This is a genomic window from Mesorhizobium sp. M1338, from assembly GCF_040318045.1.
In the GTDB taxonomy this organism is placed as follows: domain Bacteria; phylum Pseudomonadota; class Alphaproteobacteria; order Rhizobiales; family Rhizobiaceae; genus Mesorhizobium.
In genome coordinates this window covers 1-12,440 of the sequence record NZ_JAMYLL010000049.1, presented here as the reverse complement: position 1 = coordinate 12,440, position 12,440 = coordinate 1, and the positions used below count along the sequence as shown (strand labels likewise).

Below are 12,440 nucleotides of genomic sequence, written 5' to 3'. Positions count from 1 at the left end.
AACTCCGTGACCTTTGCACGCTGCAAAGGCCTGCGACAACTATTATGCAATCGCCCCCACCGAAAAAGTGCGCATCGCGAGGTTAAGAGGTTTCGCGACTGGATTTTAGGTGAGGCGAGCGAGACGCAGCGACGTTTGAGCGTATGAACTGCGCCGTTCCGCGATCGACCGTTCGATGCTCCAGGTGCGATGTCACACCAGGAGACGTGATTGATCCCCCGGGCTGGGAGATACCAGAACAGCGTCGAAGTTCGGCTCCCAGATGAAGAGCATTTCCCATAACGCCCCACTCCGCCATCGCCTTCAAAATATCCTCGGCCCCTTGGCCTTCGATGAAGGGCCAGAGAAATTCTTCGTCAGATAAGTCTCAAAATAAGCGATGGCGAGACAAAGTGAGGTCGACGCCTAGCGGGCGCGTCCATTCAAAGCGCCAACTGCCATTGGGGATCCGGCTGGAGGTCGGCCTGGTCCGGCCTGACTTTTGCGAAAGACGATAGGTCGATCATCAATATCTCATCGCCCGGCAGATGCCGTCGGCAGTAACGATCGCGCCTGTGACAAGTCTACCAAAAGCTGAAATGCCTCTCGGGGCACGAGGTAAATTCAAACTGCTCTTCAATCTCGCCGATCCTGAGTTAGCGATGTCGGCCGACTTGACGGTGGCTCCTGGCGCGCGTCGCGGGCCGAGAGGTCGAGATCCTGCGCGTCCGCGCGGCCGGATCGAAAGCCGAGAGAGTGGTTTCCTTTCGGCGACGTCGCCTGCGCAGTCGGTCCGAGCCGATTCATGAATGCCTATGGGTGGTCTCCAGCGGCACCGCTGGAGCAATGTTTGGTGACGTTATATAGATGCTCGAGAGCCGTGGCGCACTGGCAGAAGACGGCTGGACGGACACCCTTTGCCCTCGCATCGACCTTGACGAAACTCTTCCCTGGAATTGGATACCAGTCACCGTGACCTACGCCGAGCCCGCTTGATGGCGACAATAACCCACGTCTTCACCATCGACCACGTTTCGCAAATGATCGGGGAGGATCTCGATCTCCTTCAGGCGATCGTCAGCAACGATGACAATCTCAGCTATGGCAGTATCATCAATGTCCATGACGGTACGGAGGAGGGGATAACCGCTCTCACCGACGACGGCATTGACGAGCTAAGACAGATGCTTGCCCATGCTCGCCGTTCGGCCGAAAAGTGGAACGACTTCCTCGATGACTTTGTCTCAGATCCGGACATCATCGCGCGCATCAAGGCGAGGTCTCCGCCGTAAGGCCGACCGGCTGCGGCATAGTTGAGGACAAGCCGATCAATATGGTTACCTTTGCCGCCACCTCGTCCAGAGTAGCGGTAAGCCGGTTTATCTGGGAGGCGGTTGCAGCCAGCTCCGGGCCGTAGCGGGTGACGAGATATTCCCGGTTCTGGCTGAGGGAGTGAAGATGTTGGGCGGTTTTCGCGCGAAGGCGCAGCCCCGCTTCCAAGGCGAGCTCCGTGCGGGCCGACAGATCATGCTGCATTTTGCGAATCTGATTGGGGCTGCGCCCACGGTGAAGCAAAAGCGCGGTCAGATAGAGTTCGATCGCATGGATCGCCGACAATCTGAAGGGCGCTCGAGTGAGCGGTTTGCCTGGCCGGCCCAGCCGAAGCAGCAGGGTTGCCGCCTTGCGGTACTCTTCCGCAAACTCGTGGACCTGCAGCGGGGAGGCCAGCTCTCCTGGGTATTTTCGTTCTTCAATCTCCATTCATGCAATCTCCATTCACGCAATTAAAGATGCCACACAGAAGTTTTGGTAACGAGCAAAACAATCTTATTCTTCAGCACTCTCCGTTTCGGTTGTGTGCGTCAAGTTCTGCAAAAAGGGCGGCCATGGTGCTGGTCATGCGGCTTGGCGTAGAGCGAGCTTCTTGTGCTCGCGCAGATCGTCCATGTTGATGTATCGGTTGGCCTCCATCCAGTTTTCGTTGGTCTCGACGGCCAGCGCCCTGACGAGGCGCAGGCAGCTTTCGGCATTTGGAAAGATGCGCACGACATAAGTGCGCCGGCGGATTTCCTCGTTGAGCCGCTCCAGCATGTTAGTGGACTTCAGGTGCTTGTGGTGCTGACGCGGCAGGCGAAAGAAGGTCAGCGTGTATTCGATGGTCTCCTCCACCCACGTCGTCAGTCGTGGGTAGCGGCCCGACCATTTGGCAAGCCATGCAGCCAGATCGGCCTTGGCTTCGGCGAGATCGCGCCGGTCGTAGAGCCAGCGCAGTTCCTGCAGGCAGTCGTCGCCATGCTTTCGCGGCAGATGATCGAGCGCGTTCCTGAGGAAGTGCACGTAGCATCGCTGCCATGCGGCTTCCGGGATGACCTCGCCGATCGCCGCCACCAGGCCGGCATGGTCGTCGGACACGACCAGTTCGACGCCCTTGAGGCCACGCCCCTTCAGGACGACGAGGAAGTCCCTCCAAGCCGAGCGGCTCTCGCGATTAGCCATCTCGACGGCCAGGATCTGGCGCCTTCCGTCCCAGTCGATGCCGACCGCGATCAGCACCGCCTGGCTCATGACGATGCCGGCTTCGCGCACCTTCTCGTAGCGGGCGTCGAGGATGAGGTAGGCAAAGGGCTCCTGAAGCGGACGCTCGGCAAACGCCTTCAGGCTCTCGTCCAGGCGTTTGTTGATGGCCGAGATCGACGAGGCCGAGAAGGCATGACCGCACAGCTCTTCCGTGATCGCCTTGACCTTCCGGGTCGACACGCCCTGCACATACATCTCCGCAAGCGTTGCCACCAAAGCCCGCTCCGAACGCTGATAGCGCTCGAACAACTCGGTGGAGAAGCGGCCGGCCCGGTCCTGCGGAACCCGCAGCTCAAGCTTGCCGACACGGGTGACAAGCGTGCGGCCATAATAGCCTGAGCGATAGCCGAGCCGCTCCGGCGTGCGTTCGCTCTTCGAAGCACCCAGCGCTTCGTCCATCTCCGCCTCGAGCACCTCCTGCATCACCGCACGGATCACTTCGTGCAATCCATCCGGGTTCGAAAGCAGAATGTCTTTGACGGCAGCGCTGGCGGTCTTACTTTCAGTCTTGGTCATGGTGGCGTTCCTTCGCGGGAATCAGGTGACGGTGAACATCACCAGCCTGCCATGACCGCCTTCTCTCAGCGAATTTGCAGAACTCTCAGCACACTACCTCCGTTTCTTGGCATCGCTACCGCAATCCCGACCCAGAGCCGCCGCGGTGGGGTCTGGGATCCGAGGTGATGTCGCAGTGGTTCTCGACGGATAAGAAGGGCACATGCCGCGCCTGGCTTGTCGTTGCCTCGCCGATCGGCGCCGGAAGAGATCAGGTGGGCGTCTCCCTGCGGGCCGGGCTGCTGGCTTCGCTGAAGCCGGCCTGCGGGCGTCTTCACCCCTTCGGGCACGCATCCCTGACGCATCCGCTGCCGCAGCCCCGGCGCTTGGCCTGGCTTGAGTAGGGATAAAGCGCCTTGCCTCGTTACCGAAGCCGTTTCTTCATCTCCGCTGCGAACCCGGCGTGCGGGTTTCCCGCATCCGCCTCTCCACGCGTGACTTCGACCACGGGGCGAGAGTGCCTGGTAGCATTACAGGGCTCGTTCAATCCATGCGCGGGCACCGTGCGCATACCGCAGGCGTTTTGTGTCGCCGAACTCGGCGAGTTTTCTTCAATGCAATCTGCCATCACTGACCGGTTTGAGCTCGTCAATGACGTAGGTGAGGTTTCGAGCTTCCCTCGCCTGGAGTATCGATCCAGCATGCCGAACGAAGCGGAGAGAACCGGCCGCTTGACCATTGAGAGCGCCTTGAGATGCTTCGGCCAATGGCCGATGGCATCACGCCCGCGTTTTTCTCTTGAAGCGTCATCGCGCCGACAACACATTGTGTAACCATCGGCGGGGGTCGATGCGGCCCCGCCTTACGTGAACTGGCTTTTCAGCAGGTCGGGAGGAACAAATGAAGGCCGAGGCTTTCAACAGCCCCATTTTCGTGAAGCGCTCCACCTATATCGTGCAAGAGATTGCAAGTCTTGCCGAAGCCATCGATCTTCTCGATGAATGGCCGCAAGATCGCAGAGATCGTGCCCACGAAACTGCCCTTCGGACGTGCCATGATGCCTACCATGGGCACAAGCCTGTAGGTGCGGCGCGCAACGCGCTTTACGACTTTGCAAAGCAGGTTGGCATATTGGAAGATGCGACCTCTGCGATGCAGTGGATTGCGGCCTGCAAAGCGGGCACCGCAAAAGTCTAAATCCTGTTCGCCCATGCGACTGGGGCGACGCGGCAGTGACATTCGGTTTAGCATGCGGCCTGTCGGCGCAGACTGGCTGTCAAGGGGGGAGATGGCCGGCTTGAGCAGGTTCGAAAGGCCAGTCATTGTGCAGGTCGGCCGCCATGGCTCCGAGCGTATCGTGCTCGACGTCAATGACGCCGCCGCTATCTTACTGCGGGATATTGGTCGCCAGACCGAGAAGAGTAGGGTAGCGATGGACGTATGTCTGCAGGTGCTGCGTGGGAAGGCTCGGTCGCCAGTTGCTCGACGCGCTTTCGTCGCGGCCGCACTGGAAGCAAAGATACTGCGCAGCGATTAGACCGAGCTCTGGCACATGCGTCCCCTCTCGGCTCTCGTTGCCTGGTACAGCCGCGCGGCCTGGGACGAGCAGTTGTGTTTGAAGCCAGAGCACGTCGTCGCCATACTCGCGAGCGCGACCCGCAAGCCCGAGCGACAGGGCAACCGGCCGACTGCGCTACGCCGTTCGCCCGCATCGCCTATCCTGTTTGCGGATTGAGACGCAACGCTTCCTGGAGCGCCGGACAGCAGACCTTCTATTAGCGGAGGCTGAGTGGCGCCGGCGCAGCATGGAGCAACAGGTGAAGCGCATTCTGGCGCTCGGCGACCTGTCGCCGAAGATTCGCGAAGCCTATCGCCGCGAGGAGATCGACACCGAGACGGTGCAGCATCTGACCATGGCCTCGGTGGCTTTACCGAAAGCAGGACGGAGCCGACAATCGTCCGGCCGTAAGCCGATCGTGAGGCGAGGAGGCCGGCAAGCAGGCTTGCCAGCAGAAAGCCGAAGCGAGCAATCCCCGCAATCGCGACTTGACATAGTTGAAGCCGATGTGTCGAAGCCTTTCTACGAGTGTCGCAGTCTTTCCAAAAGTCCTGGCGCATTGCTGTTCGTCTTCCCATCGGCCTTGGCTGGTGGGATATCCCTTCTACGAAAATGATATAACTAAAATTTGATTATATTAGGTTAAATTAATTTACATAACAATCATCCCTGTTCTAGCGAAATTCATTTCTTGCTGAAACTTATGCCTCGTCTTGCTCGTTGTCAGGACAGCACTGCTTGGAATTCGTAATACGGCAAACTAAAGGGGGCCTCCCATGACAAAAATGTTTAAATATCTAACTGTAGCAAGTCGTTATCGCCGTTCTTTGCATGCCGGCCAATGCCGCTGGAATTAGTATAGGGCGGCGTAGGCGGAGTATCCGTCGGGGCGGGAGCGCTAGCGCCAACATTTGGCGGTTCCGGTGCACCAGCAAACGGTAATGCCAATGCGTCGACCGGTGCCAACAGCGCCCACGCGACTGCCTCAATCGGCAGCTCTGGCGTGACGCCTGCCGTCGGAGGAATAAGCGGAGTTGCCAACGTAACTCTCGGGACCGACAACGCCACCACAGCGGTCGGTACCGGGACTGGCCTGGGTGCCGGCGTTGGCGTCGGGACCACTCCATCGACCATCGGGACTCCCAGCAGCTCCAATATGCCTAGCATCTCTGGCAACATATCGAGCGGCCAGCTGGCGCGCATGAAGAAGCGCTGCATCGATGTCATCAACAACGAAGGCACGTATGATAGCGACCTGCGTCAACTTTGCCTGCAACTCGCGCGGCGCTGAAGAGAGGGCCCTTCTGCGCCAAGAGCCGCTCGACGAGCCCGAGCAACCGGGCAAATCTGGCCTCGAGTTCGGCATTGCCGGCGATCTTGCGGCCGACGTCGCGGAACACCCGGCCGAGATAGGTACGAAGGCGCTTGAGTTCGCGACGCATCCGGCGGAACTGCCGGGCATGCGCATAGCGACCCGCCCGCACCGCCGCTGCCTTGGCCAGCCGCATGTGGCTCTGCCTGAGCATGATGCCGTACCGCTTGGCCTGACGCACCAGGATCTGGATTGCCTTGAGGTAGAGCCGGCTATCGGTGGGGTGGGCGATTGCCTTCGGCTGCACCGTCGTGTCGACGGTGATCCGCTCCAGCGAACCGGGCTTCGCAGTCCCCGTCTCGAGTGCGACGTCGACGCTTGCCTTCAGCATTTCCTCTAGCCCCTCGGGCCCGATCCGCTTGCGCCAGCGCGTCATCGTGCTGGCATCGATCGGCGGCTCGTGCTGGAAGAACTCGAAGCCGCAGAAAAACTGCCAATAAGGGTTTTCCACCCAACGCTCCACCACTTCTTCGTCGGACAGGTCGTGGATATGCTTGAGGTAATGCAGACCGACCATCAGCCGCGTCGGCTTGGCCGGCCTGCCGACCGGGCGATAAAACCCGCCAAACGCCTTGTCAAAGCGCGACCACTCCATCAATGCCGACAACCGGACCAGCGGATGGCGCGGATTGATGATGGTATCGAGGCGCTCGCGGAACAAATCATTCTTACCGGACGACGGACGGGCTGGCAGCATTGCAAAAACACCGGAAAACGACGGGATCAAAGGTGGTTTCCGGCATTCTCCAATACTTCACACCCGATGGGAATCCCTGCAACGCAAGGGGTCCAAGAGTTTTTCAGGGCGAACAAAGTAGCCAATTCTTCGAACCGTTGCCCGACCAGATGGGGCAGTTTTACAACAGTGCCACGCTGCGATATATTCGCTAGCACCAAAAGCGTCTCACTGACGGCTGCCTCGCTTCGCGCAGATATATCGAGGCAACGTCCACGCCATGCGTTTGCAGCCATGTGAGCCCGAGGCCACTGGGCGTTGTCGACAGCAGGGATAGATCTCGTTTCGGTATCCATATGGGAACCGATGGTAGCAGCCGAAACTTACCAACACGTTGGCCGTGAGAGCAGGGGATGCATCATTGTGTCTCGACATACGCGGCCAAATGCATCGGCGACATCGCCTCGATCTGGGTGCTGCGGCGCACCGCGCTTGGCAAGATCGAACGGCTGCTCACGAACGAACTCGATCCGCAAGCACCGGGCGGTGCTGGTGCGCGATTTCGGCAACCGTCTCCCCTTGTCTGACGAGCGCGAGATCATCGAGCGCTGGGCCAAGGCGACGGGCGTGATGCTACTGGACTGAAACGAAGACCCCGCGCGGCGTACATGCTGCGCGGGGCTGCTCTCGCTAATTGAAGAAGCAGCATTTTCCCTGGATGGCCAGCTAGGCCTTGTGATGGACCTGCCCCGAATTCCCGCAGCCCCGGCCCTCAAACCGCTCTTGTGGCGCACGCCGTGGAGGTGTCTGACCCGGAGCGTGTCGCCGTCCCGTTCGCCCTCATCCGGCGAACAATTCCTTGTAACCGGTCGTCACCATCCAGTTCGCCCGATCGAGATGGCTTCGCGCGGCTTTCCGCGCGCGCTCCGGTTCTTGCTCCGGATCGATGCCAAGGATGATCTGCGCCATCTCCTCATAGCTGGCGTCGTCGGCACCTGCATCCAGGAACCTCAAGTAGGTCGTGAAGTGCTCCTTGTCGTAGGCGGTCAGGCTGTCGGCCCAAAGGACTTCGTCTTTAAAACCTGGTCCAACGTCGGGGTATTTTGCCATGACATCGAGCTCCGGAAGTATGTAATCGGGAACGAGAATTTCTTTTGGACAGCCTAACCAAGCGGATGGGGAATATCGTCCCTAAGATAACATCCCGATCATGGTTCGCAAGCGCCGATCGAGGAGCGGCGGTGCAGAAGCGTCAACGCATGGTCAAAAGAAAAAGGGGTACGATGTCTATTTGCTGGCGCTCGGCCGGCCGCGAAAGAGGCGACAGGCGACGCCCAAGACCTGCGTGGCAAGGCAGTGACGAGAGAAATAGATATCGCTTCTGCGGAGCGGCCGCAGAATTCTCATGAGGTTCGTTTCTCGGTTAAGGATGGCCTGCGGCGGCCGACGCCACATCTCTACCGAAGCCACATTCCGCACCCGCCTCTTCCCGAGGGGTAACCCGCGTCATAACCGTGCTTGCGCCCAAGTTCGAGTGATGCGTGGAGTCGTGTGGGTCAGGTTTGTCCACCACTTGGCTATGCGCATGGGGGCGATAAGGCCTTCGAGGAAGAACTGGCGTAGGTATCGGGTATCGATCCGTCGGAGCACCCAATCCCACCCGCAACGCGGTTCGCAGCCATCTCAACTAATTGATGGACTCCTGACTGCGGGATCTAAGGAGCTTTTCCGAGCCTATAGCTAAATGGAAAGGCACCGATCCCCCGATTGAGCCAACCTCGACCCAACCTACTCGGACTCCAGAGCGAAAAGAGCGCGTGCGGCTCGAGCGCTCGAGCGACTTGCGAGGAAAATGGAAATGGCGCCTCGGCATGATCGACCCCGACTGCCTGAGCGCCGGCATCGCCTTTCAGTGCGCGCAAGGGGAGCGTTCCGGTGGCAGTGCTGCCTTTGCTGGAACGGAGCAGGTGGGCTGTTCTAGCAACACGGTTGAAGTGCCCGGGCCGCCAACAATGAACAAAGGCGCAGGAACGCTCGATCCGGCGCCTTCGGCACGCCTGAGACCCTACAACCTGTGCAAGTGCACAGGTAGCGAAGTGCGTGCAGGTTCGAGCACAATGGGCGTCGGCGCAATTTCCATGCCGACCACCAACGGAGATATCTGCGATGACCAGCAACATGCGGCTAATGAAAGCGAGTGAGATTCCCGCCTTCATCGACAAGGTGATCGAGGCTGGCTGCGATATCTGCGCGATCGGTCACTTAGGCTACTCACTGGGCGATGTTGACGGGAAGGTACCCTGGCGCAAGGTAAAACGAATCGTGGAAGAGTTTGGCGATCGTGATCACCTGTTACCGGAGATCGTTGCCTATCTTCACTCGATTGGTCGGTACATAGAACTCTCGTCGTCGACAAACGAGGGCCGGAGACCGCACAAAACAGGCACTCGAGGTTGGAACGAATAAGGGACGGATCGGATACGATTGTCGAATCCGGCGCGCCAATGAGCTGTGGTTTGCCCAACAGAAACTGGCAAGGAGCTTAGCCATTCCGACGTGGCAACTCTGGGTCGCGGCCATGGCTGGTGTCGATCCGGCATGCTACTTCGCGCCACCTCACAGCCTGATAACACTTGCCGGGAGACTCTGAACTCTTCTGTAGCGTCGGGGACTGGCTCCCAAGTCAGGTCATATCGGCGTTCGCCCACCTTCCCCTCTCGGCGCACTCACTTGAGCGGCATGCAATAGACTCCCTCGGATTCCATCAGTACCGCGCCACCCTTCAACTCGCTCAGGGCGCCGACCCACGCTTCGGGAATAAGTGCGGCTGGCATCCACGGCCGTCAGCCAGAGAACGCGAGTCGGCCAGTTCGACTTTGACTTCCTGCTGCAAAGGGCTTGCCTGCACGGTCTGTTGATAGTGGCGTTTGATCCTGACATTGCTGGCTGGGAACTCAGCTTCGTTGCTGCCGTAGTTCAGCACAAATCCAGTGTGGTCCTCAGCCACTGAGCAATCGCCATCACGCTCACACACGATTTTGGCGGCGGTCTTGCAATCCCACTTCAGTGAAGCGGGCCACATAGGATTGTCCACGCTTGATCGCGGCTTGTCGCTCTGACCAGCCGCCGTCAACACTGCGCCTGTGTTCAAAATCACAGTGGACAGGAGAAACGCTTTGAACACTACAGACCTCCCTGAATTGCGACATCCCATAGTAGTCCTGCGTTATCGCCTGGCTCATGGCATGTTGAGATTGAACCAGCTTTTCTGGCGCACGCCGTTCGGATCATCATACTCGATGAACCAGGGCTTTCCGCGTATCGGTCGAGGGATGGTGACGTAGGTGGGGCCATTACCGACGGAATGCCCTCGATCGTTGCCCGCGGTCTGGATTTTTGCCGCAACCACCTTACCGTCGATTTCGATTTGGACCTGACGTGATCCGTCTCCATGATGCCTGCTGAGGGCGTTGTTTTTGAAAACGACGGCCAAGGAGAGCCTATCGGCCGCGATGCGGCAGATGTTATGTTCTTGACCTAAGCCCGGCCGATCGAATTCGGAGCTGCCAACTGCTTGCCAGCCAGACGGACAATCCTCATACTTCTCAAATCTCGCCGCGCTGGAGTTGGCTTGCGGACAGGTCGGCCAATTAAAACCCGGGGCTTCCATCGCCGCAATCAACCTGTAAATTGGCGGGTGGCACGAGGGGGTGCCTTGCCAGTCGCCGGAAAGACATAGGAGGACCTGACAGCCCCATTCCGTCGCTTTTGATTGGGATGGAAGAGCTGCGGCGCCCGCCATGGCGACGGCACCCCCCAATAGGATTTTGAGTATGGTCATAGCCTTTTCCTCGCTGCAGATTTGACAGTTTACTATGGATGATCCGCGCGAAAAAGGACAGGTCGAAAAGGCAGGTTTGTGCGACTACATCGATTTATGAAACGAGACGACGGAGGCGTGGTCAACAACCCGTTGCGCACCAACATTGCTCTGACGCTTGAGCGGGAGCGAGCCAAACGTGGCCTATCCCATATGCACATGGCCGAGCTGTTTCGGACCGCCGGGGGCGAACAACTGGCCTATCGAACCTACATTCAGACTGTGCGTCAGAAAAATAATGTCACATTGACGACGCTGCGGATCATGGCAAAAGGCTTGCAAGTGTCTTTTGCAGAACTGCTCGCCGGCGGTAAGAAAGTTCCGGAATGGGCGCATCGGTTGGACGACAATGCGATCCGCAAGCGGCTGGCGCGCATCATCGATTTTGAGCGACAACGACGTACTTTGCACCGCTATGAGATGGCCGAACTCATCGGCGTGGCGGAGGCGACATTCACGAAACTGGAACGCGCGAGCGGCAACATCAGCGTGGATACGATTGCCGCGATCGCCAAGGCGTTGAAACTGAACCCAGCGACCTTCCTCTTTTCCGAAAAGATCCCGCCAACCACTGTTCTAGCTTTTTTCGATAAAGTGGAGAAGTAGGCTTCTATTCGAGAGCCGATCCAGCATAGACCCAGCAAACATGAAAGCGCACTGATGGCAATTTCACATGGGGCCTGATTGCATACACCTCAGCGCAGTCGGCCCTTCGGGTGCCGGATTTGGCTAGACTGCTCGTCGATAGGTCCAGAGCTGCGCCGGCGGTATGTTGCGGACGACGAAGTCATAGTGGGAAACCACGTAGCGGTCGGGCATCTTGATCACCGGCGACAGAGGCCCATAGGTGATCTGAATCACCGGCCGTCCGGCAGGAATGCGGGCAAGCAGATCCTCAACCAGGGCAACGCGCTGTTCCATAGGAAAGCTCAACAGCGGGACTGCACTGACGACACAATCGAACTGTTCACCTTTGCGCTCACCCAGAACTTCATTCAGCGCAAATGCGTTGCCCAATCTGAAGTCCACGTCCGGGAAGCGTTGCACCAAGCCGTTGTAGAAATTCCTGGAGTATTCGACCGACACCAACTGATGCGGATTGATGCCCCTCTCCAGGATTGCCTTGGTGATGACGCCGGTTCCCGCGCCAAGCTCCAGGACCGGCATTCCGGACCCGGGTTGACCACGCTTGCCATCCGGCGCGCCGCATGAATCGAAGTGGGGATGAGGGCCCCCACGCCCTTCTTGTCCTTCTGCCAGCCTTTGAAGAATTGGACTTCTTCCTCAAACCTTTTGCCGAGCCGCTCCTTCAGTCGGAAAACCATGTTCTCTCCGTGCTCCGGCCATTTAGCGAAGCGCGTTGTGGCCAAGCTCTGCGAATTTTGCAAGCCCGTTACAACTTGCTTGCGTGTTAAGGCCCGTCACAGGCAGTCACGAACAGCGAGGGCGTCTTGCGCTCGCAGAGCCACGCGATTTTTGCTCTTCGCCCGTCCCTCTTCCGTCTTGACTAGTATGAGCTTACAGACTATCTCACCGCCACGTTAGCACTCGCCACTGTCGAGTGCTAACGACGCTCCGGCAACGGGCAACCGTTCAACCTCCGCACCAGGGACAATCCAAAAATGGCAAAGTCGAATTTCCGGCCGCTGCATGACCGCGTGGTCGTTCGCCGCGTCGAATCCGAATCCAAGACCGCCGGCGGGATCATCATCCCGGACACGGCAAAGGAAAAGCCGCAGGAAGGCGAGATCATTGCTGTTGGCTCGGGCGCCCGTGACGAAGCTGGCAAGCTGGTCCCCCTGGATGTCAAGACTGGCAACCGCATCCTGTTCGGCAAGTGGTCGGGCACCGAAGTCAAGCTCAATGGCGAAGACCTTCTGATCATGAAGGAATCCGACATCAT

At 58.8% G+C, this 12,440-nt stretch carries 14 protein-coding genes and 2 pseudogenes; 9 read left to right on the top strand and 7 right to left on the bottom strand.

Annotated elements, in window-relative coordinates; translation table 11 throughout:
- Window positions 1-974 precede the first annotated feature (974 nt).
- Window positions 975-1,271: a hypothetical protein gene (locus NKH19_RS27770; protein ID WP_352983225.1), complete on the top strand. Its 297-nt coding sequence runs from the start codon at window positions 975-977 to the stop codon at window positions 1,269-1,271.
- Here the strand turns inward: NKH19_RS27770 and NKH19_RS27765 are convergent.
- Window positions 1,249-1,740 (bottom strand): HEPN domain-containing protein, encoded by a 492-nt coding sequence (locus tag NKH19_RS27765; RefSeq protein ID WP_352983223.1) that lies wholly within the window; start codon window positions 1,738-1,740, stop codon window positions 1,249-1,251. The two genes, NKH19_RS27770 and NKH19_RS27765, sit on opposite strands and share 23 nt — an antisense overlap.
- A gap of 135 nt (window positions 1,741-1,875) precedes the next feature.
- On the bottom strand, window positions 1,876-3,072 hold the full coding sequence (locus NKH19_RS27760) for an IS256 family transposase (protein WP_352983221.1): 1,197 nt from the start codon (window positions 3,070-3,072) through the stop codon (window positions 1,876-1,878).
- Window positions 3,073-3,951: 879 nt separating this feature from the next.
- Between NKH19_RS27760 and NKH19_RS27755 the strand changes: the two genes are divergently transcribed.
- From NKH19_RS27755 to NKH19_RS27745, 3 genes are all read left to right on the top strand, one after another.
- Window positions 3,952-4,248 (top strand): DUF982 domain-containing protein, encoded by a 297-nt coding sequence (locus tag NKH19_RS27755; protein WP_352725629.1) that lies wholly within the window; start codon window positions 3,952-3,954, stop codon window positions 4,246-4,248.
- Between the two features lie 91 nt (window positions 4,249-4,339).
- Complete coding sequence (locus NKH19_RS27750) at window positions 4,340-4,588, top strand: DUF982 domain-containing protein (protein WP_352725631.1); 249 nt, start codon at window positions 4,340-4,342, stop codon at window positions 4,586-4,588.
- Between the two features lie 280 nt (window positions 4,589-4,868).
- Complete coding sequence (locus tag NKH19_RS27745) at window positions 4,869-5,225, top strand: hypothetical protein (RefSeq protein ID WP_352983261.1); 357 nt, start codon at window positions 4,869-4,871, stop codon at window positions 5,223-5,225.
- A 685-nt stretch (window positions 5,226-5,910) separates the two neighbouring features.
- Here the strand turns inward: NKH19_RS27745 and NKH19_RS27740 are convergent.
- Window positions 5,911-6,678: pseudogene (locus NKH19_RS27740) on the bottom strand (IS5 family transposase); the annotation flags it as partial.
- A 471-nt stretch (window positions 6,679-7,149) separates the two neighbouring features.
- On the opposite strand from NKH19_RS27740, the gene NKH19_RS27735 reads away from it, so the two are divergent.
- A complete protein-coding gene (locus NKH19_RS27735; RefSeq protein ID WP_352983219.1) occupies window positions 7,150-7,302 on the top strand; it encodes a hypothetical protein in 153 nt (50 codons plus the stop codon).
- Window positions 7,303-7,497: 195 nt separating this feature from the next.
- Here NKH19_RS27735 and NKH19_RS27730 read toward each other — a convergent pair whose 3' ends face one another.
- Window positions 7,498-7,767 (bottom strand): DNA -binding domain-containing protein, encoded by a 270-nt coding sequence (locus NKH19_RS27730; protein ID WP_352983218.1) that lies wholly within the window; start codon window positions 7,765-7,767, stop codon window positions 7,498-7,500.
- A 761-nt stretch (window positions 7,768-8,528) separates the two neighbouring features.
- Here NKH19_RS27730 and NKH19_RS27725 point away from each other — a divergent pair.
- Entirely contained in the window at window positions 8,529-8,858 is a 330-nt protein-coding gene (locus NKH19_RS27725; protein ID WP_352983216.1) for a hypothetical protein, read from the top strand.
- Window positions 8,824-9,123 (top strand): Y4lK-related protein, encoded by a 300-nt coding sequence (locus tag NKH19_RS27720; protein ID WP_352983214.1) that lies wholly within the window; start codon window positions 8,824-8,826, stop codon window positions 9,121-9,123. The genes NKH19_RS27725 and NKH19_RS27720 overlap by 35 nt, the downstream gene beginning before the upstream one ends.
- Before the next feature lie 325 nt (window positions 9,124-9,448).
- Here the strand turns inward: NKH19_RS27720 and NKH19_RS27715 are convergent, their stop codons facing one another.
- Both NKH19_RS27715 and NKH19_RS27710 read right to left on the bottom strand, forming a co-directional pair.
- Window positions 9,449-9,841, bottom strand: coding sequence for a hypothetical protein (locus tag NKH19_RS27715; protein WP_352983212.1), 393 nt, complete (start codon window positions 9,839-9,841; stop codon window positions 9,449-9,451).
- Between the two features lie 54 nt (window positions 9,842-9,895).
- Entirely contained in the window at window positions 9,896-10,498 is a 603-nt protein-coding gene (locus tag NKH19_RS27710; protein ID WP_352983211.1) for a hypothetical protein, read from the bottom strand.
- Between the two features lie 117 nt (window positions 10,499-10,615).
- Between NKH19_RS27710 and NKH19_RS27705 the strand changes: the two genes are divergently transcribed.
- Window positions 10,616-11,143 (top strand): helix-turn-helix domain-containing protein, encoded by a 528-nt coding sequence (locus NKH19_RS27705; RefSeq protein ID WP_352983209.1) that lies wholly within the window; start codon window positions 10,616-10,618, stop codon window positions 11,141-11,143.
- A 123-nt stretch (window positions 11,144-11,266) separates the two neighbouring features.
- Here the strand turns inward: NKH19_RS27705 and pmtA are convergent.
- Window positions 11,267-11,862 (bottom strand): annotated as a pseudogene (gene pmtA / locus NKH19_RS27700) (phospholipid N-methyltransferase PmtA).
- A 297-nt stretch (window positions 11,863-12,159) separates the two neighbouring features.
- Here pmtA and NKH19_RS27695 point away from each other — a divergent pair.
- Window positions 12,160-12,440, top strand: a 281-nt coding sequence (locus NKH19_RS27695) for a co-chaperone GroES (RefSeq protein WP_352983207.1), incomplete at its 3' end; no start/stop codon positions are given.

Bases quoted from the DNA above. Each gene is read 5' to 3' on its own strand.
- NKH19_RS27710 (WP_352983211.1), bottom strand. From the start codon at position 10,498: ATGACCATACTCAAAATCCTATTGGGGGGTGCCGTCGCCATGGCGGGC.
- NKH19_RS27755 (WP_352725629.1), top strand. From the start codon at position 3,952: ATGAAGGCCGAGGCTTTCAACAGCCCCATTTTCGTGAAGCGCTCCACC.
- NKH19_RS27725 (WP_352983216.1), top strand. From the start codon at position 8,529: ATGATCGACCCCGACTGCCTGAGCGCCGGCATCGCCTTTCAGTGCGCG.
- NKH19_RS27720 (WP_352983214.1), top strand. From the start codon at position 8,824: ATGACCAGCAACATGCGGCTAATGAAAGCGAGTGAGATTCCCGCCTTC.
- NKH19_RS27750 (WP_352725631.1), top strand. From the start codon at position 4,340: ATGGCCGGCTTGAGCAGGTTCGAAAGGCCAGTCATTGTGCAGGTCGGC.
- NKH19_RS27770 (WP_352983225.1), top strand. From the start codon at position 975: ATGGCGACAATAACCCACGTCTTCACCATCGACCACGTTTCGCAAATG.
- NKH19_RS27760 (WP_352983221.1), bottom strand. From the start codon at position 3,072: ATGACCAAGACTGAAAGTAAGACCGCCAGCGCTGCCGTCAAAGACATT.
- NKH19_RS27765 (WP_352983223.1), bottom strand. From the start codon at position 1,740: ATGGAGATTGAAGAACGAAAATACCCAGGAGAGCTGGCCTCCCCGCTG.
- NKH19_RS27730 (WP_352983218.1), bottom strand. From the start codon at position 7,767: ATGGCAAAATACCCCGACGTTGGACCAGGTTTTAAAGACGAAGTCCTT.